General features: G+C 70.0%; 18 protein-coding genes. 13 read left to right on the top strand and 5 right to left on the bottom strand.

The annotated features are described in order from the left end of the window. Positions 1-193: 193 nt before the first annotated feature. The 5 genes from mptB to AB0N89_RS27540 all read left to right on the top strand — a co-directional run bounded on the left by mptB (position 194) and on the right by AB0N89_RS27540 (position 5,622). Positions 194-1,780, top strand: coding sequence for a polyprenol phosphomannose-dependent alpha 1,6 mannosyltransferase MptB (gene mptB / locus AB0N89_RS27560; protein WP_364209860.1), 1,587 nt, complete (start codon positions 194-196; stop codon positions 1,778-1,780). Between the two features lie 19 nt (positions 1,781-1,799). Beyond that, the gene (locus AB0N89_RS27555; protein WP_364209824.1) at positions 1,800-2,726 is read left to right on the top strand and encodes an ABC transporter ATP-binding protein; all 927 of its coding nucleotides are present in this window, start codon (positions 1,800-1,802) and stop codon (positions 2,724-2,726) included. Beyond that, positions 2,723-3,523 (top strand): ABC transporter permease, encoded by an 801-nt coding sequence (locus AB0N89_RS27550; protein WP_364209821.1) that lies wholly within the window; start codon positions 2,723-2,725, stop codon positions 3,521-3,523. Before AB0N89_RS27555 ends, AB0N89_RS27550 begins: the two co-directional genes overlap by 4 nt. A 64-nt stretch (positions 3,524-3,587) precedes the next feature. Further along, positions 3,588-4,556 (top strand): COX15/CtaA family protein, encoded by a 969-nt coding sequence (locus AB0N89_RS27545; protein WP_364209818.1) that lies wholly within the window; start codon positions 3,588-3,590, stop codon positions 4,554-4,556. 118 nt (positions 4,557-4,674) lie between these two features. Beyond that, the gene (locus tag AB0N89_RS27540) at positions 4,675-5,622 is read left to right on the top strand and encodes an acyl-CoA desaturase (protein ID WP_364209815.1); all 948 of its coding nucleotides are present in this window, start codon (positions 4,675-4,677) and stop codon (positions 5,620-5,622) included. A gap of 77 nt (positions 5,623-5,699) precedes the next feature. Here AB0N89_RS27540 and AB0N89_RS27535 read toward each other — a convergent pair whose 3' ends face one another. Both AB0N89_RS27535 and AB0N89_RS27530 read right to left on the bottom strand, forming a co-directional pair. After that, complete coding sequence (locus AB0N89_RS27535; protein ID WP_364209812.1) at positions 5,700-6,566, bottom strand: hypothetical protein; 867 nt, start codon at positions 6,564-6,566, stop codon at positions 5,700-5,702. Beyond that, positions 6,563-6,871 (bottom strand): hypothetical protein, encoded by a 309-nt coding sequence (locus AB0N89_RS27530; protein ID WP_005152245.1) that lies wholly within the window; start codon positions 6,869-6,871, stop codon positions 6,563-6,565. Before AB0N89_RS27530 ends, AB0N89_RS27535 begins: the two co-directional genes overlap by 4 nt. A gap of 95 nt (positions 6,872-6,966) precedes the next feature. Between AB0N89_RS27530 and AB0N89_RS27525 the strand changes: the two genes are divergently transcribed. Next, positions 6,967-7,938 carry a quinone oxidoreductase gene (locus AB0N89_RS27525; RefSeq protein ID WP_364209809.1) on the top strand — a complete coding sequence of 324 codons (972 nt, stop codon included), beginning with the start codon at positions 6,967-6,969 and terminating at the stop codon, positions 7,936-7,938. Further along, positions 7,935-8,465: a GNAT family N-acetyltransferase gene (locus AB0N89_RS27520; RefSeq protein ID WP_364209806.1), complete on the top strand. Its 531-nt coding sequence runs from the start codon at positions 7,935-7,937 to the stop codon at positions 8,463-8,465. Before AB0N89_RS27525 ends, AB0N89_RS27520 begins: the two co-directional genes overlap by 4 nt. 137 nt (positions 8,466-8,602) lie before the next feature. Here AB0N89_RS27520 and AB0N89_RS27515 read toward each other — a convergent pair whose 3' ends face one another. From AB0N89_RS27515 to AB0N89_RS27505, 3 genes are all read right to left on the bottom strand, one after another. Further along, positions 8,603-9,178 carry an FKBP-type peptidyl-prolyl cis-trans isomerase gene (locus tag AB0N89_RS27515; RefSeq protein WP_364209803.1) on the bottom strand — a complete coding sequence of 192 codons (576 nt, stop codon included), beginning with the start codon at positions 9,176-9,178 and terminating at the stop codon, positions 8,603-8,605. Between the two features lie 10 nt (positions 9,179-9,188). Next, positions 9,189-11,444, bottom strand: a complete 2,256-nt coding sequence (locus AB0N89_RS27510) for a UvrD-helicase domain-containing protein (protein WP_364209857.1) — start codon at positions 11,442-11,444, stop codon at positions 9,189-9,191. Positions 11,445-11,775: 331 nt separating this feature from the next. Then, positions 11,776-12,756, bottom strand: a complete 981-nt coding sequence (locus AB0N89_RS27505) for a heme o synthase (protein WP_364209800.1) — start codon at positions 12,754-12,756, stop codon at positions 11,776-11,778. Between the two features lie 300 nt (positions 12,757-13,056). Between AB0N89_RS27505 and tkt the strand changes: the two genes are divergently transcribed. From tkt to pgl, 6 genes are read left to right on the top strand one after another with little or no spacing between them, the layout of a single operon-like run. Then, positions 13,057-15,159, top strand: a complete 2,103-nt coding sequence (gene tkt, locus AB0N89_RS27500; protein WP_364209797.1) for a transketolase — start codon at positions 13,057-13,059, stop codon at positions 15,157-15,159. 14 nt (positions 15,160-15,173) lie between these two features. Then, positions 15,174-16,286: a transaldolase gene (gene tal / locus AB0N89_RS27495; RefSeq protein WP_364209794.1), complete on the top strand. Its 1,113-nt coding sequence runs from the start codon at positions 15,174-15,176 to the stop codon at positions 16,284-16,286. Between the two features lie 8 nt (positions 16,287-16,294). After that, positions 16,295-17,914, top strand: coding sequence for a glucose-6-phosphate isomerase (locus AB0N89_RS27490; protein WP_364209791.1), 1,620 nt, complete (start codon positions 16,295-16,297; stop codon positions 17,912-17,914). Next, entirely contained in the window at positions 17,911-19,440 is a 1,530-nt protein-coding gene (gene zwf / locus AB0N89_RS27485; RefSeq protein WP_364209788.1) for a glucose-6-phosphate dehydrogenase, read from the top strand. The genes AB0N89_RS27490 and zwf overlap by 4 nt, the downstream gene beginning before the upstream one ends. Next, positions 19,437-20,459, top strand: coding sequence for a glucose-6-phosphate dehydrogenase assembly protein OpcA (gene opcA / locus AB0N89_RS27480; protein ID WP_364209786.1), 1,023 nt, complete (start codon positions 19,437-19,439; stop codon positions 20,457-20,459). Before zwf ends, opcA begins: the two co-directional genes overlap by 4 nt. Next, the gene (gene pgl, locus AB0N89_RS27475; protein WP_364209783.1) at positions 20,456-21,211 is read left to right on the top strand and encodes a 6-phosphogluconolactonase; all 756 of its coding nucleotides are present in this window, start codon (positions 20,456-20,458) and stop codon (positions 21,209-21,211) included. The genes opcA and pgl overlap by 4 nt, the downstream gene beginning before the upstream one ends. Positions 21,212-21,704: the final 493 nt, after the last annotated feature.

Raw genomic sequence — 21,704 nt, 5'->3', positions numbered from 1 at the left:
TTCCGGGGAGACGGCAAAGAGGGGTGCCTCACGGAGTGGCGTGGGTCACGTCGGCCGGTGCGATCACCGGGGTAACCGCATACCCGCTCGGTCTGTTCCCTCCGGTCGCTACCCTTCGTGCGTGGCAGTGGGCGATCACCCGGCAGGGCGGGACACGGACGGGGCAGCGCCGGCAGACCTGGCGGCGGGGCCGGTGGCGACCCTGACACCCGGTCACCCCCGCGAACCGGAGCCGCTCGACGACAAGGAACTGCGCGGGCTGAACGTCGTCCGCCGGTTCGGCGCGGTCGGTTCCCTGTTCCTCGCCCTCGGCTCGCTCGGCGCCGGCGCCGCGCCGGTGATCAACCCGGTGCAGGAGATCCCGGTCCTGCGGCTGTTCACCCGCATCCCCATGGTCTCGCTCGCGATGGGCCTCGCGGGCATGGCGATCATCGTGCTCAGCTGGCTGCTGCTCGGCCGGTTCGCGCAACCCGCGCGCCGCCGTCTCGCCACCCAGGGCCAGCTCGCCCGGACCATCGCGCTCTGGTGCGCGCCGCTGCTGTTCATCCCGCCGCTGTTCTCCCGCGACGTCTACAGCTATCTCGCGCAGAGCGAGATCGTGGCCCGCGGGATGGACCCGTACTCCCTCGGCCCGGCCGAAGCGCTCGGCGTCTCCGACCCGCTGACCTCGGGTGTCTCGAACATGTGGCGCGAGACCCCGGCGCCCTACGGCCCGCTCCTGCTGCGTCTCGGTGGCTGGCTCTCCCCGCTGAGCAGCGGCAACATCGTCACCGGGGTGCTGCTGCAGCGCGGGCTCGCGCTGATCGGCGTCATCCTGATCATCTGGGCGCTGCCCCGGCTGGCCAAGCGGTTCGGCGTGCAGCCCGCCACCGCGCTGTGGCTCGGCGCGGCGAACCCGCTGCTGATCTTCCACTTCGTCGCGGGCGCCCACAACGACGCGCTGGCGATCGGGCTCATGGTGGCCGGGCTGGAGGTCGGCCTCCAGCGGATGCCGGTGCGGTTCAAGAACGACGAACCTCCCCCGCTGGCCAAGGGCGAACTGCTCTACATCGGACTCGGGGTGGTGCTCATCACCCTCGGTGTGGCGGTGAAGATCAACGCGATCCTGGCGCTGCCGTTCTTCACGGTGATGGTGGCCAGACGCTGGCACGGCCGGATCAAGGACCTGCTCACCGCGGCGATCCCGATGGCGCTGCTGTTCGGCGTGGCACTGGTGGCGGTCTGTTACGGCACCGGCCTCGGCTTCGGCTGGGTCGGCGCGCTCGGGACGCCGGGGCTGGTCCGCTCGTGGATCTCGCCGACGTCGGAACTCGCGGCGCTCGGCGGCGTCCTCGGCATCGCGCTCGGCCTCGGCAACCACACCAACGCGATGGTGCCGATCCTCGGCGCGCTCGGCTATCTCGTCGCGGGCGCGGTGACGGTCAAGTTCCTGTGGGACAGCTTCAAATGGCGCTACCGGCCGATCATCGGCCTCGGGGTCTCGCTGGGCGCGGTGATGGTGCTGCACGTGGCGTTGCAGCCCTGGTACCTGTTGTGGGCGATCATCCCGCTCGCCGCGGCGGCGGGGACCTCGCGGTTCCGCATCGCCGCGACGATCGTCACCGCCGTCCTGCCCTTCCTGCTGCCGACGACGGGAAGCACCTTCGAGGGCCGCGGTTTCGTCCTGCCGTTCGCGTGGGTCGCCGCCGGGGTCGTCACTCTTCTGGGGCTGTTCGTCGTCCACCGCCTCTCACCACTGCTGCTGTCCAGACCGTCCCCGGAGCATCCGGTCCCGGCGTGAGGCCGTATCGTGACCTGTCGTGAACGCCCCCGCCGTCGAGATCACCGGGCTGGTGAAACGCTACGGATCCACCACCGCGGTCGATGGACTCGATCTGCGGATGGACCGCGGCACCCTGCTCGCGCTGCTCGGCCCGAACGGGGCCGGCAAGACCACCACCGTCGAGATCTGCGAAGGCTTCCTGCGGCCTGACGGCGGTGAAGTCCGTGTCCTGGGTATGGATCCGTCGCGCGACGGATCCGCGCTGCGGCCGCGGATCGGCGTGATGCCCCAGGGCGGCGGCGCGTATCCCGGCGTCCGCGCCGACGAGATGCTCGGACTGGTCGCCGCGTGCGCGGCGAATCCGCTCGATCCGGCCTGGCTGCTGGACATCCTCGGTCTCGCGGGAGCGCGGAAGACGCCGTTCAAACGGCTTTCCGGCGGTCAGCAGCAACGGCTTTCCCTCGCCTGCGCGCTCGTCGGGCGTCCGGAGCTGCTCTTCCTCGACGAGCCGACGGCGGGGATGGACCCGCAGGCCCGCCGCCTGGTCTGGGATCTGCTCGAAGCGCTGCGCGCGGACGGCGTCAGCGTGCTGCTCACCACGCATCTGATGGAAGAGGCCGAAACGCTGGCCGACACCGTCGTGATCGTGGACCACGGCAAGGTCGTCGTCGAAGGCTCCCCGCAGTCGCTGACCGTCGAAGCGGGCGAGTCCGCGCAGCTGCGGTTCAAGGCCCGCACGCGGCTCGACACCGGCCTGCTGGCCGCGGCGCTGCCCGAAGGCCACCTCGTGCACGAGTCGGCGCCGGGGACGTATCTCGTCGAGGGCGCGATCGACCCGCAGGTGGTGTCGACGGTGACCGCGTGGTGCGCGCAGCAGGGCGTCATGCCCGAGGAACTGCAGGTCGGCAGGCGCACGCTGGAAGAGGTCTTCCTGGAGCTGACCGGACGGGAACTGCGCGCATGACCACCACGCCCACGCCCCGGTTCGCCCCGGGCACGTTCACCCCGGCGCCCGGCCGCGGTTCGCTCGGCAAGATGCTGCGCACACACGCGAAGGTCGAGGCGAGCCTGACCCTGCGCCACGGCGAGCAGATCCTGCTGACCCTGCTCATCCCGCTCGCGCTGCTGATCGGCTTGTCGCTGCTGGACATCCTGCCGTCGTCGCAACTCGGCGATTCATCCAAAGTGGACTGGATCACGCCGAGGATCCTGGCGCTGGCGGTGATGTCGTCCGCGTTCACCGGGCAGGCCATCGCGCTGGGCTTCGACCGGCGATACGGCGTCCTCAAACGGCTTTCCGCCACCGCGCTGCCCCGCTGGCTGCTCGTCGCGGGCAGGGTGGCCGCCGCGCTGGTGGTCGTCGCCTTGCAGGCGGTGATCCTCGGGATCGTGGCCGCGCTGCTGGGCTGGTCGCCGTCGCTCGGCGGGATCCTCGGCGCGATCCCGTTCCTGATCGTCGGCACGCTCGCGTTCGGCGCGCTGGGCCTGCTGCTCGGCGGGGCTTTGCGCGCGGAGGCCGTGCTGGCGCTGGCGAACATCGTCTGGTTCGTGCTGCTGCTCGCCGGCGGCATCCTGCTGGCGCCGTCGACGATGCCGGCCGGGCTCGCGACGATCGTCGAGCTGCTGCCCTCGGGCGCGCTCGCCGAAGGTCTGCGCTCGGTGCTGCTGGACGGTTCGTTCGGCTGGGGCCCCTTCGCGGTCCTCGTCGGCTGGGGCGTCGTCGCGGGAGCGCTGGCGAGCAAGACCACGAAGCTCACCTGAGGCCCCCGACACACCCCGCGTAGCCGGTGGAGGGCTCTCAGGAAGGGCGTTCTAGCATCGGACGGTGCCGTTCCAGAGCCTTGTAGCGCGTCTGCCGTATCCCTCGTTCGCGGTCCAGCGAGCGGTCGCGATAGCGGCGGTGATCGCCCAGGCCGGAATCGGCGTCACCGGATCGGTCGTCCGCGTCACGGGTTCGGGCCTCGGCTGCCCGACCTGGCCGCAGTGCGTCGAGGGCAGCATCGTCCCGGTGGCACACCCCGAATTCGACGCGCTCACCCAGTGGATCGAGTTCAGCAACCGGATGCTGACCGGCGTCGTCATCGCCGTCGCCGCGCTCTGCGTGATCACCGCGTGGCGTGTGCAGATCGAGCACCCGAGCCGGCGCCGTCTGGTGAAACTGGCCTGGACGATGCCCGCCGGCGTGATGCTGCAGGCCGTCGTCGGCGGCATCACGGTGCTCGCCAAACTCGAATGGTGGACCGTCGCGCTCCACTTCCTGGCCTCGACTCCCCTGGTGTGGCTCGCGGTCCTGCTGCTGCGCGCCTTCAAGGAGGGCGACGAGCCCGCTCGCTGGCTCATCCCCGACGCGGGCCGCAAGACGCTGGTCGTGCTCGCCGTGGCGATGTGGGCCGTCCTCGTGGCGGGAACCGCCGTGACCGGCGCGGGCCCGCACGGCGGCGACCCCGGCACCCACCGGTTCCAGGCCCCGATCGAGACGCTCACCCAGATCCACGGTGGACTGCTGGTGGCCTACCTGATCGTGCTGGCCGTCTTCGGGCTCCAGCTGATGCGCGGAGAGACGCCGAAGGCGTTGTGGCGGCGGTACACCCTCGTGTGGGTCATCGCGCTCGCCCAGGGCGTCCTGGGCTCGGTGCAGTACGCGCTCGGTGTCCCGGAGGCGCTGGTCTCGTTCCACGTCCTCGGCTCCGCGCTGGTGATCATCTCGACGGCCGCGCTCTGGTGCGGTTCCCGCGATCGTGGTCCCGTTCCCTCGGCCACGGCGCCGGAACGCGAACTCGCCACCTCGAACTGACCCCGTGGCAAACCGGACGTAACCCCCAGGCGGCATGCTCGCCAGACGATGCCCTTACGCTGCGCCTCGGTCCCCCATCCGGGAGTGACCGCCGAGTCCTAGGCACACGAGGTGTCGCATGACCGCCAGCGCCGATCCCGCTCCCCCGGCATCCCAGTCGAAACCGCTGATCTCACACCGCCGGGGCTCCGGCGAGATGCTGATACTCAAGACCTTCCTGCTGGTCCCGTTCGTCGCGCTGCTCGCCGCCGTGCCGATCGTGTGGGGCTGGGGCATGAGCTGGGTCGATCTCGTGCTGGCGGCGGTGTTCTACACGCTCGGGACGCTCGGGGTGACCGTCGGATACCACCGCTACTTCACCCATGGCGCCTTCAAGGCCGGACGTCCGCTGCGGATCGCGCTCGCCATCGCCGGGAGTTTCGCGGTGCAGGGTTCGGTCATCTTCTGGGTGGCCAGCCACCGTCGTCACCACGCTTTCGCCGACCGCGAAGGCGACCCGCACTCCCCCTGGCTGTTCGGGACGTCGCCCTCGGCGCTGCTGCGCGGGTTCTGGCACGCGCACATGGGCTGGATGTTCAGCCGCGACGTCACCAACTACGAACGCTTCGCGCCGGATCTGGTGGCGGACAAGGATCTTCGCGTGGTGAACCGCTACTTCTGGCTGTGGATCACGCTCAGCCTCGCGCTGCCCGCCGTGCTCGGCGGACTGCTCAGCTGGTCGTGGTGGGGTGTGGTGACCGGGTTCTTCTGGGCCGGGCTGGTCCGGATCGCGTTCCTGCACCACGTCAGCTGGTCGGTGAACTCGATCTGCCACCTGATCGGGGAACGCCCGTTCGCCAGCCGGGACAAGGCGGCGAACTTCTGGCCGCTGGCGATCCTGTCCATGGGCGAGTCGTGGCACAACTCCCACCACGCCGACCCGACCTGCGCGCGGCACGGTGTCCTGCGCGGGCAGGTCGACGTGTCGGCGCGGGTGATCTGGCTGTTCGAGAAGTTCGGGTGGGCGCGGGACGTGCGGTGGCCGAAGCCTGAGCGTTTGGCCGCGAAACTCGCCAAACCCGCCTGACCTTCTCGCGCCGATGTCATGAGGGGTCCCCTTAGGACGAAAAGTGTCCGAAGGGGACCCCTCATGACACGCGCGCGTCAGGCGAGTTGCTGCCGCACGGCGGAGGCGAAGCGCCAAGCCGCGGCGGCATCGGTCTGCCGGAAGCCGAGCGAAGGCTCGACGAGCTCCAGTTCCAGCAGCAGCGGCTTGCCGTCCCGGCCGGTGACGAGGTCGACGCGGGCGTACAGCAGCTCCGCGCGCAGGATGCCGAGCAGCGCCGCCGTCGCGTCCAGCGCGTCTTCGGCCAGGGCGCGGAACGCGGCGGAAGGCTGCACCGGGGCGAGCTTCTCCGTGAACCACAAACCGGATTCGTCGAGTTCCCGGCCCAGCATGGCGGCCTTCGAGAACGCGTGCGAGTACACGCCGCCGAAGAACACCAGCGCCTGCTCGCCTTCACTGTCCACACTGGACTGGTACGGCTGCAGCACCACCGTGTGACCATCGTCGTGGAGGCCCTTCAGATGCGACGCGGCGTCGTCGCCCGCCGAGAACTTCCCGACGCCCCTGGAACCGGCGCCGATCGCGGGCTTCAGCACGAACTCGCCCTTGGGCCAGCGCGGGGCGTCGTCGTCCGGCGCGATCAGGGTCGTCGGCACGACCGCGACCCCGGCGTCGCCGAGTTCGGCCAGATAGGACTTGTCGGTGTTCCAGCGCACGACCTCGGCCGAATTCGACAGCGCCGGCACGGATTCGGCCCAGGACAGGAACTCGTCACGGCGCTCGGCGTAGTCCCACGCGGCGCGCAGTACGACGATGTCCGCGGCGTCGAAGTCGACGGTCTTGTCGTCCCAGGCGGCCCAGCGGGTCTGGAAACCGAGATCGGCCAGCGCCTCGGGGACGGCGTGCTCGTCGCCGTCGCCTTCCGGCACCGCGGAGCAGGAGACGAGGATCGCGGAGCCGCTCACTTCCCCGCCATCCGGCGGCGGTGCTCGGCGCCGATCTTGGTGGCCTTCACGGTCTCGCTGTCCCATTCGGCGGGTTCGAGGTCCTCGACCGCCTCGACCAGCGCGTCACCCGCCTCCGTGGAGGCGACGACGACGTCGCCGAGCGCGCCGTCGGCGCCCACGAGCACGACCCTGGCGCCGATTCGGCCGATGTTCTCCACCACCGCGCGCGACGGCTTCCCGTGCCGCTTCACGAAGTCGCGGGCGGCCGCGACCTGGCGCGACGTGGGGGCGGCGGTCTCGGTCTTCTCTTCGGTCTCAGCCACGGGCCGAGCTTAACCGCGAACGGCCCGGGACGCGGAATAACCGTGGCGTCGGCCATAGTTGTCCCGGTCGGAACGACCATGAACGAGGAGGACGTATGCCCACGGCAGTGCAGATCCGGCGAACCGGCGGTCCCGAAGTCCTTGAGCTGGCGCAAGTCGAGGTGGGCGAGCCCGGCGCCGGGGAACTGCTCGTGGACGTCGCCGCGGCGGGCGTCAACTACATCGACACCTATCACCGCGAAGGCATCTACCCGATCGACACACCGTTCATCCTGGGCATGGAAGGCGCGGGCACGGTGGCCGCGGTCGGCGCGGACGTGACCGGGTTCACCGTCGGCGACCGGGTCGCCTGGCAGGGCTCGCTGGGCAGCTACGCCCAGCGCCGTCTGCTCCCCTCGTCGATCGCGGTGAAGATCCCGGACGGCGTGACCGAGGAGACCGCCGCCGCGACGATGCTCCAGGGCGTCACCGCGCACGCGTTGATCGCCTCGACCTATGAGGTCAAGGCGGGCGACGACGTGCTGATCCACGCCGCCGCGGGCGGGATGGGCCTGCTGCTGGTCCAGCTGGCCAAGGCACGCGGCGCGCGGGTGATCGGGACCGTCTCCACCGACGAGAAGGCCGAACTCGCCAAGCAGGCGGGCGCGGACGACGTCATCCGCTACGACCAGGTCGACTTCGCCAAGGCCGTCCGCGACCTCACCGGCGGCAAGGGTGTCGAGGTGGTCTACGACGGCGTCGGCAAGTCCACTGTGGACGGCAGCCTGGCGAGCCTGAAGATCCGCGGCCTGCTCGCCCTCTACGGCGCGGCCAGCGGCCCGGTGCCGCCGATCGACCCGCAGCAGCTCAACCGCAGCGGCTCGGTGTACCTCACCCGCCCGACCTCCGCGCACTACGTCCTCACCCGTGAGGAACTGGAGTGGCGGGTGAACGAGCTGTTCGCCGCCGTGCGGGACGGCTCGCTGAACATCCGGATCGGCGGCCGCTACCCGCTGGCCGATGCCCGTCAGGCGCACGAAGACCTCCAGGGTCGCCGCACCACCGGCAAACTCCTGCTGATCCCGTGACGGCGCCTTGGCCCGAAGACCTGCGGCTCACCGGCGAGGGTCTCGTCCTGCGGGAGTGGATCGAAGACGACGTCGCGTTCCTGCCCGGCCTGTTCGACAATCCCGCCGTCGCGCGCTTCACGCCGCTGCCGTCGCCGTTCGACGAGGTGGCGGCGAAGGGGCATTTGGAAAAGGCCCGGCTCCGCCGCGCGGACGGCTCGGGACGGCGGCTCGCCATCACGACCGACGGCGATGAGCCACTCGGCGAAGTGGTGGTGTTCCTGCAGGAAGAGGGCCACGTCGAGCTCGGCTACGCGGTCGGCCCGGCCCACCGCGGGCAAGATCTCGCGGCGCGGTCTCTGCGAGTGCTCACCGCTTACGCGCTGGAACTCGGGCTCGGGCCGCTCCGGCTGAAGATCGACGCGGGGAACGCGGCGAGCGAGGCCGTCGCGCGCCGGGTCGGCTACGCCCTGACCGACGCGCCTCCGGAGCCGAAGGTCGAGAAGGGACAGGAGATCACCCTGCTCACCTGGGAGTACTCGGGCTGACAGAGAAGTCCGTGAAGGACTCCTTGAGGGACCCAGGGTCCCTCAAGGAGTCCTTCACGGACTTCAGCCGCTAGTGCGGGCCCAGATGGGGTCGGCGAAGTCGGCCGACTCGACGACTCCCCAGCCGGAAGCCCCCATCAGCCCTTGTCGGTCGGGACGCTCACCGCGTCGGTGACGAACACCAGGGTCTCGTTCGGCGCGATGCCGCGGCCACCCTCGCCGTAGCCGAGGTCCGGCGGGATGATCAGCAGCCGCCGCGCGCCCTGCTTGATCCCTTCGAGACCCTGGTCCCAGCCCTTGATGACCATGCCGGCGCCGAGGGTCAGGTCGAACGGCTCGCCCCGGTCGAAGGAGCTGTCCAGCTTCTGCTTGTTGGACCAGGTGACCAGCGAGTAGTTCATCTTCAGGTTGGCGCCGGACTTGGCGCCCTCACCGGTACCGGGCTCCAGGTCCTTGGTGATGAGCTTCTTCGGCGGGTCGCAGTCGTCCGGGATGGTGATGGTCGGCGCCTCGCCGAACTTCCCGGTGGTCTTCACGTCCTCCGCCGTGCACTCCTTGCCTGCCGGGGCCTTCGAGGCCGGAGCCGACGTCGAGGCCGACGCGGGGGCCGCGCCGGAGGACTGGACCGAACCCGCGGTGTCCTGTTTCTCGCCACAGGCCGCCAGGGCGAGGACGCCCGCGCCGATGACCACGATCTTGCCGAATGTGCGCATGCGGCCGACCTTAGCCAAGACCCTCCAGCGCGGGAACAAGGTCACCGGTCTGCACTACGCCCATCCGACGGGTCGCCCTGGTCAGGGCCACATAGAGGTCGTTGAGCCCGCGCGGGGACCCGGCGACGACCTCGTCCGGGGCGACCAGCACCACCGAGTCGAACTCCAGGCCCTTCGCCCGCTCGACCGGCATCACCGACACCCGGTCCCCCGCCTCGCCGAGCGCCTCGGACAGCGTCTCGATCATCGGGACCGGGCACAGCACCGCGACCGTCCCACCGTCCACAGCGGACAGTTCGGCGTCGACGATCCCCGGCAGTTCGGCGACGAGATCCGCGGGGTCCACGGAACGCAGCCACGGCTCGAAACCCGTCTCCCGCACCGAAACCGGCGCATCCAGCTCCGGGTCGACGTCGGCGAGCACCCGGGCCGCGACGGCCATGATCTCCGCCGGGGTCCGGTAGTTCACGGTCAGCTCTTCGAGCCGCCAGCGATCGGCGACGTACGGCGAAAGCACCCCGCCCCACGACCGCGCACCACCGGAAGCGCCGGTCTGGGCGACGTCGCCGACCAGCGTCATCGACCGGTTCGGCGACCGGCGCATCAGCAGCCGCCAGTCCATCGCGGTCAGTTCCTGCGCCTCGTCGACGATCACGTGCCCGAACGTCCAGGTCCGGTCCTGGGCGGCCCGCTGCGCCGCGGTCATCTCGCTGCGGCGATGCTGGCGCTCGGCGAACAGCTCGGCGTCGAGGACGTCACCCACCCGCAGCAGTTCCTCGTCGATGATCTCCTCGTCCTGTTCGAGGATGTCGAGCACGCCTTCCGCGTACGCGCGGTCTTCCCGCTCGCGGCGGGCACGCTCGGCACGGGCGTCGGTGTCGTCCTCGCCGAGCAGCTCGGCGAGCTCGTCGAGCAACGGGACGTCCGACGGGCTCCACTTCGCGTCCGTCGGGCTGTGGAGATGCTCGCGATCGGTGTCCGACAAGGCTTTCCCCGCCGCGCTGCGCAGCCGTTCGCGGTCGGCGAACAGCTCGTCGAGCACGATCTCGGGGGTGAGCTGGGGCCACAGGCCGTTGATCGCGGCGGCCACGTTCTTGTCCGCGGCGACCTCGGCCCGGATGTCCTGGACGTCGCGCGCGTCGAGCAGGTCCTCCCCCAGTCTCCGGGCGGCCTGGCGGGTCAGCGCGTCGAGGAGGTCGGACACGAAGACGCGGCGGGCGAGGTTGTGCGGACGGCGCGACCGGCGGGCCCGTGTCCGCGCCTCGGTGCAGGTCTTGCGGTCGAGCATGAGGATCTCGCGCTCGAATTCGATCTCCAGCACCGGTTCCGGCACGCGCTGGCGGTCGCGGACCGCGTTGGCCAGCACGTCGGCCATCACCGGACGGCCCTTGATCTCGGCGGCCTCGCGGGTGACCGGCCCGGTGGCGTCCAGGCCCGGGTACAGCTGCCCCATCGTGGCCAGCAGCACCCCGGTCTCGCCCAGCGACGGCAGGACCTGCCCGATGTAGCGCAGGAACGTGCTGTTCGGCCCGACCACCAGCACGCCGCGCGTGGTGAGCTGCTGGCGGTGGGTGTAGAGCAGGTACGCCGCGCGGTGCAGCGCGACCGCGGTCTTGCCGGTGCCCGGCCCGCCCTGGACCACGAGGACGCCGTTCGGCGACGCGCGGATGATGCGGTCCTGCTCGGCCTGGATGGTGGCGACGATGTCGCTCATCTCACCCGTGCGACGGCGTTCGAGCGCGGCCAGCAGCGCCGCCTCCCCCGCGAGACCGAGGTCCTGCCCCTGGTCGGCGGCGGAGAGGTCGAGGATCTCGTCGTCGACGCCGACGACCTTCCGGCTCAGCGACCGGATGTGCCGGCGCCGCCGGACACCTTCGGGTGAAGCGGCGGTGGCGAGGTAGAACGGCCGCGCGACCGGCGCACGCCAGTCGACGAGCAGCGGGCGGTAGTCGTCGTCCTCGTCGAACAGCCCGAGCCGCCCGATGTAGGTGGTCTCCTCGGCGTGGCCGGGCAGGAAGTCGAGGCGGCCGAAGCACAGGCCCTGCTCGACGGAGCTCAGCTGGGACAGCCGGTCGGTGTACAGCGTCGTGGCGACATCGCGTTCGGTGCGCGCCTGCGGGGTGCCGCCGGTCTGGCGCAGCGTCTGGTCGAGCCTGCGCTGCGCGTCGACGCGTTCGGCGTCGAGCTTGCGGTAGAGGGTGGTGACGTACTCCTGCTCGAGCGCGACATCCCGCTCGAGCGCGTCGAGTTCCCGGTCCGGGGACACGGACAAAAGCAGCCTGCTTTCGGAGGTGGGACAGGGGCCGAAGAAGGTACAACGGCGCCGGTCATCATCTCATTCCCGCTGTCTCACCCGGACCAGGAGGAAGGCACCGGGTGCCGAGGCCGCCTCTCCGCCACCACCCGGCGGCAGTGTCGCGAAAGCCACTTTCGCGACGTCTGATGTCCCGAAAGTGGCTTTCGCGACATGCTCCACCTAGAGCCAGCTCAGCCAAGCGGATCCTCGCGCTACCACCCGACACGCGTGAAGGCCCCCTTCCCTCGGCTGGTCACTCAGAACCAAGGCCGAGGGAAGGGGGCCTTCACGCGCTACAAAGCTAGAAAGGCAGGCCGATGGCGGGGAGCCCGATGGCCGAGTCCACGGCCAGCGCGACGAACACGATCATCAGGTACGTGTTCGACCGGTGGAACAGCGACATCGGCTTGGTCTCCTCGCCGCGCCGCACCGCCGCGTTCAGGCTGTGCGCGTAAAAGAGGAACCAGCCGCCCGCCAGGATCGCGAACGTCGTGTAGATCCAGCTCGTCACCGGGACCAGCAGCAGCGTCCACGCGACCATCACCCACGAGTAGATGACGATCTGCCGCGCCACGTGCTGCGGGGTGGCGACCACCGGCAGCATCGGCACGCCGGCGCGCTCGTAGTCGTCGCGGTACTTCATGCCCAGCGCCCAGGTGTGCGGCGGGGTCCAGAAGAAGATGACGCCGAACATCACGAACGCGGGCCATTCGACGGTGCCGGTGACGGCGGCCCAGCCGATGACGACCGGCATGCAGCCCGCCGCGCCGCCCCAGACCACGTTCTGTGACGTACGCCGCTTCAGCACGAGCGTGTAGACGAAGATGTAGAACAGGATCGTCGCGATCGCGAGGATCGCCGAGAGCAGGTTCACCGTGAAATAGAGCACGGCGAACGACAGGACCCCGAGCGTCAAACCGAAGATCAGAGCGCCGCGCCGGGGCACCGACTCCTTCACCAGCGGACGCCGTTTGGTGCGGTTCATCACCTTGTCGATGTCCGCGTCGATGACGCAGTTCAAGGCGTTGGCGCTACCAGCGGCCATGGTGCCGCCCACGAGCGTCGCGAGCACCAGCCACGGCGACGGGATCTCCCGTCCCGCCAGGAACATCGCGGGAATCGTGGTGACGAGGAGGAGCTCGATCACCCTGGGCTTCGCGAGGGCGGCGTACGCGCCGACGACCTGGCGGATTGTTCGCCGGCCACCGTGCGGTCGTTCACCGGTCGGATGTACGGCGCTGGTGCTGTCACTGCGTCCGTGCGCAGCGTTCACCAACGACATTTCACTCCCTGCGTCAGTTTTCGGGGCGGGGCCCACCAGGCTTCCGGGTGATGTGGCGGCCCCGGATCCCTAGTGTTCTGAACCCTTCCCCGATGTTAGACGTGCTGTTTCCAGAGGGTGATCGCGGGTCCTCGACCGGCCGAACCATTAGGCTGGCCGCGGTAGGTCGCGGCGTGCCTCTGCGAACGGCCCGGAGCAGGAATATCGTCCCTTCCGGATCGATTGAGATTAGTAGCGGTACACGTGGGTTACCCACGAGGGAAGAGAAGCCACAACCTGATGACGGGGAGTTCGAGTTCAGTGTCCGAAACCGCCTCTACCAGCGAGAAGAACCCACTCCTCCGGCGCAACACGCCCGCCGACTGGACCGACCTCGACACGCGGGCCGTCGACACCGTGCGGGTGCTCGCCGCGGACGCGGTCGAGAACTGCGGCAGCGGTCACCCCGGCACCGCGATGAGCCTGGCGCCGCTCGCCTACACGCTGTTCCAGCGGACGCTGCGTCATGACCCGGCGGACCCCGAGTGGCCCGCCCGCGACCGCTTCGTCCTCTCCGCCGGTCACTCGAGCCTCACCCTCTACATCCAGCTGTACCTCGCCGGCTTCGGCCTGGAGCTGGAAGACCTGAAGCAGCTCCGCAAGTGGGACTCGAAGACCCCGGGCCACCCGGAGTACCGCCACACCAAGGGCGTCGAGACCACCACCGGGCCGCTCGGCCAGGGCCTGGCCAACGCGGTCGGCATGGCGATGGCGGCCCGTCGCGAGCGCGGTCTGCTGGACCCGGACGCTCCGCAGGGCGAGAGCATCTTCGACCACCACGTCTACGTCATCGCCTCCGACGGTGACATCGAAGAGGGCGTCACCGCCGAGGCCTCCTCGATCGCCGGCCGCCAGGAGCTGGGCAACCTCATCGTCTTCTGGGACGACAACGAGATCTCGATCGAGGACGACACCAAGATCGCGCTGTCCGAGGACGTCGTGAAGCGCTACGAGGCCTACGGGTGGCACACCCAGGTCGTCGAGGGTGGCGAGGACGTCGTCGCGATCGAAGAGGCCATCAAGGCCGCGAAGGCCGAGACCGAGCGCCCGTCGTTCATCGCGCTGAAGACCGTCATCGGGTACCCGGCGCCGAAGAAGATGGGCACCGGCAAGGCCCACGGCGCCGCGCTGGGCGCCGAAGAGGTCGCCGCCGTCAAGGAATACCTCGGTTTCGACAAGGACCGGGACTTCCAGGTCGACGACGAGGTCATCGCGCACACCCGCGCCGCCGTCGACCGCGGCAAGACCGCCCGCGCCGAGTGGCAGGAGAAGTTCGAGGCGTGGGGCACCGCCAACCCGGAGCGCAAGAAGATCGCGGACCGGATGTCCACCCGCTCGCTGCCCGAGGGCTTCGCGGACAACCTGCCGAAGTGGGAGCCGGACGCCAAGGGCGTCGCGACCCGCAAGGCCTCCGGTGAGGTGCTCAACGCGCTCGCCGACCCGCTGCCCGAGCTGTGGGGCGGTTCCGCGGACCTCGCGGAGAGCAACAACACCACCATGAAGGGGGCCGACTCGTTCGGCCCGGAGAAGGCTTCCACCGACATGTGGAAGACCAGCCCGTACGGCCGGACGCTGCACTTCGGCATCCGCGAGCACGCGATGGGCTCGATCCTCAACGGCATCGCGCTGCACGGCGGCACCCGCCCCTACGGCGCCACGTTCCTGATCTTCTCCGACTACATGCGCCCGCCCGTGCGGCTGGCCGCGCTGATGAAGGCGCCGGTCACCTACGTCTGGACGCACGACTCGATCGGCCTGGGCGAGGACGGCCCCACCCACCAGCCGATCGAGCAGCTCTCCTCGCTGCGCGCGATCCCCGGCCTCAACGTCGTCCGCCCGGCGGACGCCAACGAGACCGCGTACGCGTGGAAGGCCGTCCTGGAGGACGTCCACCACCCGTCGGGCCTCGCGCTGACCAGGCAGAACGTGCCGGTCCTGGAGGGCACCAGCGCCGAAGGCGTCAAGCGGGGCGGTTACGTCCTCGCGGAGGCGTCCGACGGTAAGCCCCAGGTCGTGCTGATCGCGACCGGCTCCGAGGTCCAGCTGGCCGTCGAGGCCCGCAAGACCCTCGAAGCCGACGGCATCGCGGCGAGCGTCGTCTCGATGCCGTGTGTCGAGTGGTTCGACGCGCAGGACCAGTCCTACAAGGACTCGGTCATCCCGCCGTCGGTCAAGGCACGCGTCTCCGTCGAAGCCGGTATCGCCCAGTCGTGGCACCGCTTCACGGGTGACGCCGGGGTGAACGTTTCGATCGAGCACTTCGGTGCGTCGGCCGACGCCGCCACACTGTTCCGTGAGTTCGGTTTCACCGCGGAGGCAGTCGTCGAGGCCGCCCGTCGCTCGATCTCCAACACCAAGAACTGAAGGGGAACGAAAGCATGAGCAACGACAAGCTCGCGCAGCTGTCGGAAGCCGGGGTGTCGATCTGGCTCGACGACCTGTCCCGTGAGCGCCTGAACACCGGCAACCTCGCCGGCCTGATCCGCGACAAGCACGTCGTGGGCGTGACGACCAACCCGACGATCTTCGCCAACGCGATGTCGAAGGGCGAGGCGTACGACGAGCAGACCCGCGAGCTCGCCGCCCGCGGCGCCGACGTCGAGGCCACCATCCGCGAGCTGACCACCACCGACGTGCGCAACGCCGCGGACCTGTTCCGCGACGTCTACACCGCCACGAACGGGGTCGACGGCCGGGTGTCCATCGAGGTGGACCCGCGGCTGGCCAAGGACACCGACAAGACGGTCGCCGAGGCGCAGGACCTGTGGAAGACCGTGGACCGGCCGAACGTGCTGATCAAGATCCCGGCCACCGAAGAAGGCATCCCGGCGATCACCAAGACCCTGGCCGAGGGCATCAGCGTCAACGTCACGCTGATCTTCTCGGTCGAGCGGTACAAGGCGGTGATCGAGGCCTACTTCGCCGGGCTGGAGCAGGCGAAGGCCAACGGCCACGACCTCAAGGGCATCCACTCGGTCGCGTCGTTCTTCGTGTCGCGTGTGGACACCGAGATCGACAAGCGGCTCGGCGCCATCGGCACCGACGCCGCCACCGCGCTGCGCGGTGAGGCCGCGATCGCGAACGCGCGCCTCGCGTACGCGGCGTTCGAGGAGCTCTTCGCTTCGGACCGCTGGAAGGCTCTCGCCGAGGCGGGCGCGAACGCGCAGCGCCCGCTGTGGGCCTCCACCGGCGTGAAGGACCCTGAGTACTCCGACACCCGCTACGTGGACCAGCTCGTCGTCAAGGACACGGTCAACACGATGCCGGAGAAGACCCTCGACGCCGCGGCGGACCACGCCGACGTCACCGGCGACACGGTGACCGGCAAGGGCGCCGACGCGCAGGCCGTCTTCGACAAGCTGAGCGCCGTGGGCATCGACATCACCGACGTGTTCCTGACCCTCGAGAACGAGGGCGTGGAGAAGTTCGAGAAGTCGTGGACCGAGCTTCTCGAGACCGTCACCGGACAGCTGGAAAAGGCAAAGGACTGATCTGGACCATGGCAGGGGAAACGACCGGCGTCGAAATCGTCGACGCCGCCCTGGCCGGCGAAGCCGCTCCGTTCGCGGAGCGGCTCATCGCCGACCAGGTCGCATCGAAACTGGCGTCCCAGGACGCCACACTGTGGGGTCCCGAAGCCGAGTCCGAAGCGTCGATCCGTCTGTCGTGGACGACGCTGCACAAGTCCTCGCGGCCGTTGATCGGCGAGATCGAGGCACTGCGGACCGACCTGCGTTCCGAGGGCGTCGACCGTGTCGTCCTCGCGGGCATGGGCGGTTCGTCGCTGGCCCCCGAGGTCATCACCGCGACCGACGGCGTCCCGCTGACGGTCCTCGACACCACCGACCCGGGGCAGGTCGCCGACGCGCTCGCCGGTGACCTGGAGCGCACGGTCATCGTCGTGTCGTCGAAGTCCGGCGGCACCGTCGAGACCGACAGCCACCGCCGGATCTTCGCGAAGGCCTTCGCCGACGCGGGCATCGACGCGGCGCGGCGGATCGTGGTCGTCACCGACCCGGGTTCGCCGTTCGCGGAACTGTCCGAAAAGGAGGGTTACCGCAAGGTCTTCCTCGCCGACCCGAACGTCGGCGGCCGCTACTCGGCGCTGACCGCGTTCGGGCTCGTCCCGGCCGGGCTCGCCGGCGCGGACGTCGCCCGGCTGCTCGACCAGGCCGCTTCGGTGGCCGACTCCCTCGCTGCCGACACCGTGGACAACCCTGCGGTCAAGCTCGCGGCGGCATGGGCGGCGGCGCACGAAAAGGGCGCCGAGAAGGTCGTCATCGCGGACACTGGTTCGGGCATCAAGGGCTTCGCCGACTGGGCGGAACAGCTGATCGCCGAGTCCACCGGCAAGCAGGGCACCGGTCTCCTTCCGGTCGCCGTCGAAGGCCCGGACTCCCCCGGTTTCGCCGACGCCAAGGACGACGCCACCCCGGTGGCCGTCGGCCAGGCGCAAGGCGCCGCGAAGATCTCCGTGACCGGCTCGCTCGGCGCGCAGTTCCTGCTGTGGGAGTTCGCGACCGCGTTCGCCGGACGGCTGCTCGGGATCAACCCGTTCGACCAGCCCGACGTCGAGGCCGCCAAGAAGGCCGCGCGTTCGCTGCTCGACAACCCGGACAAGCTCAAGGGCGGCGAAGCGCCGTCCACTGTGGACGGCGCGGTCGAGGTGTTCGGCTCGGATGGCGTTGTCACCGAAGGGAAGCTCGCGGACATTCTGCGGGCTTTCTTCGACTCCGCCCCGGAAACCGGCTACATCGCGGTACAGGCGTACCTCGACCGTCTCGACGACGCGTCGACGTCGCTCCTGCGCGGCGAGATCGCCAAGCGGACCGGCCGCCAGACCACCTTCGGGTGGGGGCCGCGGTTCCTGCACTCGACCGGGCAGTACCACAAGGGCGGGCACCAGAACGGTGTCTTCCTGCAGATCACCGGCGCCGTCGAGCAGGATCTCGACGTCCCGGACCGGCCGTACACCCTCGGCGTGCTCCAGCACGCGCAGGCGCTCGGCGACGGCCAGGTGCTCGCCGAGCACGGCCGTCCGGTGCTGCGCCTGCACCTCGCCGACCGGGCCGCCGGCCTGGCCGAGCTGGTCCGCGCGGTACAGGAGGCAGGCGAGTGACCCGAGCCTGGAACAACCCGCTGCGCGACCCGCGCGACAAGCGGCTGCCGCGGATCGCTGGGCCGTCCAGCCTGGTGATCTTCGGGGTGACCGGTGACCTCGCCCGCAAGAAGCTGATGCCGGCGATCTACGACCTCGCCCACCGCGGGCTGCTGCCCGCCGGGTTCTCCCTGGTCGGGTTCGCCCGGCGGGACTGGGAGCACCAGGACTTCGGCGAGCTCGTGCACGACTCGGTCAAGGAGCACGCGCGGACGCCGTTCAAGGAGTCGGTGTGGAACCGGCTCGCCGAAGGCATCCGGTTCGTCCAGGGCACCTTCGACGACGACGACGCCTTCGACAGGCTCGCGCAAACGGTCAAGGACCTCGACGCCGAGCGCGGGACCGGTGGCAACACCGCGTTCTACCTGTCGATCCCGCCGAGCGCGTTCCCGGTGGTGACCAAGCAGCTCGCCCGCTCCGGCCTCGCCGACGCGAGCGAGGAGACCTGGCGCCGCGTCGTCATCGAGAAGCCGTTCGGCCGCGACCTCAAGAGCGCCAAGGAGCTCAACGAGATCGTGAACGACGTCTTCCCCGAGGAGTCGGTGTTCCGCATCGACCACTACCTCGGCAAGGAGACGGTGCAGAACCTGCTGGCGCTGCGGTTCGCGAACCAGCTGTTCGAGCCGATCTGGAACGCCAACTACGTCGACCACGTGCAGATCACCATGGCCGAGGACATCGGTCTCGGCGGCCGCGCGGGGTACTACGACGGCATCGGCGCCGCCCGCGACGTCATCCAGAACCACCTGCTGCAGCTCCTCGCGCTGACCGCGATGGAGGAGCCGGTCTCGTTCGCTCCGCGCGCTCTCCGCGCGGAGAAGGTCAAGGTGCTCTCGGCGACGAAGCCCCTGGGCCCTCTCGACGAGACCACCGCGCGCGGCCAGTACGCGGGCGGCTGGCAGGGCGGCATGAAGGTGCCGGGCCTGCTGCAGGAAGGCGGCTTCGCGAAGGACTCGACGACCGAGACCTACGCCGCGGTGACGCTGGAGGTGCAGAACCGCCGCTGGGCGGGCGTGCCGTTCTACCTGCGCACCGGCAAGCGGCTGGGCCGCCGGGTCACCGAGATCGCCGTGGTGTTCAAGCGGGCGCCGCATCTGCCGTTCGACTCGACCTCGACCGAGGAACTGGGCCAGAACGCGCTGGTGATCCGGGTGCAGCCCGACGAGGGCATCACGCTGCGGTTCGGGTCGAAGGTGCCGGGGACCACGATGGAGGTCCGCGACGTCACGATGGACTTCGGCTACGGCCACGCGTTCACCGAGTCGTCGCCGGAGGCCTACGAGCGGCTCATCCTGGACGTGCTGCTCGGCGAGCCGTCGCTGTTCCCGGTGAACGAAGAGGTCGAACTGTCCTGGGAGATCCTGGACCCGATCCTCGACCACTGGGCGAAGAAGGGCGCGCCCGAGGCGTACCCGCCCGGTTCGTGGGGACCGCCGTCCGCCGATGAGATGCTGGAACGTACCGGCCGGAACTGGAGGCGTCCGTGATCATCGACCTGCCGTCGACCACGACGTCGCAGCTGAACAAGAAACTCGTCGAGATCCGCGAACAGGGCGGACAGGTCGCGCTCGGCCGCGTGCTGACGCTGGTCATCGTGGCGGACGACGACGACCGCCTCGAAGAGGCGATCGAGGCCGCCAACGAGGCCAGCCGCGAACACCCGTCGCGGGTGATCGTGGTGGCCAAGGGCGCGCGGACCGCCGCGCCGCGGATCGACGGCCAGATCCGGGTCGGCGGCGACGCCGGCGCGAGCGAGGTCATCGTCCTGCGGCTCTACGGTCCGCTGGCCGCGCAGGGCCAGAGCGCGGTCGTGCCGCTGCTGCTGCCGGACGCGCCGATCGTCACCTGGTGGCCGGGCACCGGCCCGAAGGCCCCGGCCAAGGACCCGCTCGGTGAGCTGGCGCAGCGCCGGATCACCGACTCGGCGGCGGAAAAGGCGCCCATAAGGGCACTCACCACGCGGGCGAAGTCCTATGTAGAGGGTGACACCGATCTGGCGTGGACCCGGCTGACCAGCTGGCGCGCGCAGCTCGTGTCCGCTCTGGACCTTCCGCCGCACGAGAAGGTCACCGGCGCGACCGTGACCGGTGAGGCCGACTCGCCGTCGACCGAACTGCTCGCCGGCTGGCTGGCCGAGTACCTCAAGGTGCCGGTGAAGCGGGTCAAGAGCACCGGCGCCGCGGGCATCATCTCGGTGACGCTGGACCGGCGTTCCGGCCCGGTGGAATTGCACCGGCCGGACGGGCGGGTCGGCACGCTGACCCAGCCGGGCCAGCCGACGCGCCGGATCGCCCTGCAGCGGCGGGACAACAAGGACTGCCTGATCGAGGAGCTGCGGCGGCTCGACCCGGACGAGATCTACGAGGCTTCGCTGAACGGGCTCGGCAAGATCTCGTCGGGCACCGCGGCCAAGGCGACCCCGGCGAAGAAGGCGGCTCCGGCGGCCAAGAAGGCGCCCGCCGCGAAGAAGGCGGCGCCCGCCAAGACCGCGAAGAGCGCCTCATGAGCAAGACCGAGGTAGTCGTCTACGAGAACCCGGACCTCCTGGCCGCCGCCGCGGCGGCCAGGCTGGTCACCCGGATCGTGGACGTCCAGGCCGCCAAGGGTTCCGCTTCGGTGGTGCTCACCGGCGGCGGCACCGGGATCGCCATCCTCGCGGAACTGCGCGACTCCAGCGCCCGGGACGCCATCGACTGGTCGCGTCTCGACGTCTACTGGGGCGACGAGCGGTTCGTCCCGGCGGACTCGGACGAGCGCAACGAGAAGCAGGCCCGCGAGGCGCTGCTCGACCACGTCCCGCTCGACCCGAAGCGGGTGCACGCCATGGCATCCTCGGACGGCGAGTTCGGCGACGACGTCGACGCGGCGGCCGCGGCCTACGCGGAGGTCCTGGCGGCCAACGACGCGGCGTTCGACATCATGCTGCTCGGTCTCGGCGGGGAGGGGCACACCGCCTCGATCTTCCCCGAGAGCCCGGCGGTGTTCGAGAAGGACCGCTCGGTCGTCGCGGTGCGCGACTGCCCGAAGCCGCCGCCGACCCGCGTCTCGCTGACCCTGCCCGCGATCCGTCGCGCGCAGGACATCTGGCTGGTCACCGGTGGCGACGCGAAGGCGGACGCCGTCTCGCAGGCGCTTTCCGGTGCGGGCGAGGTCCAGATCCCGGTGGCCGGAGCCCGCGGCAGCCGTCGCACGCTCTGGCTGCTGGACCGGGGTTCCGCTTCGAAACTCACGAAGGTCTATCAGACCCCGACAGCCTGACCTTGTGACACGTGAAGGCCCTTCCCTCGGTTGTAAGGGGTAAGGCACAGGTGGCGTGTCCGGTCACCGCCCGCCGACCTCGGGTGCCGCGAAAGCCACTTTCGCAACGTTGAACGTTGCGAAAGTGGCTTTCGCAACGCTTCCGGAACTCCGACTCCGACTCCGAACACCGGTCCGTGAAGGCCTCCTTGAGGGACCCTGGGTCCCTCAAGGAGGCCTTCACGGACTTGGCCTGACCTGCACGGGAGGCGTCCGCGTGCGCTGGGATCGACGGTGAAGGAATCGGGACACTCAACGTCCCCCGCCAACCACACGGCCTCCAGAACAAGCCCCACCCCGGCGCCGAGACACACCAAGCCACCCCGGCGGGTAAGCAAATGCGAGTCCGCTAAGGAGGCCTTCACGGACCTGGTACCCGGCCAAAGACGCTTAGGCCCCCTTCCTCGGTTGAGCCGAAGGAAGGGGGCCTTCACGCGCATTCGGCGGGTTCGTG

Source organism: Amycolatopsis sp. NPDC089917 (assembly GCF_040684635.1).
Lineage (GTDB): Bacteria > Actinomycetota > Actinomycetes > Mycobacteriales > Pseudonocardiaceae > Amycolatopsis.
This window is presented reverse-complemented; position numbering and strand designations above follow the sequence as displayed.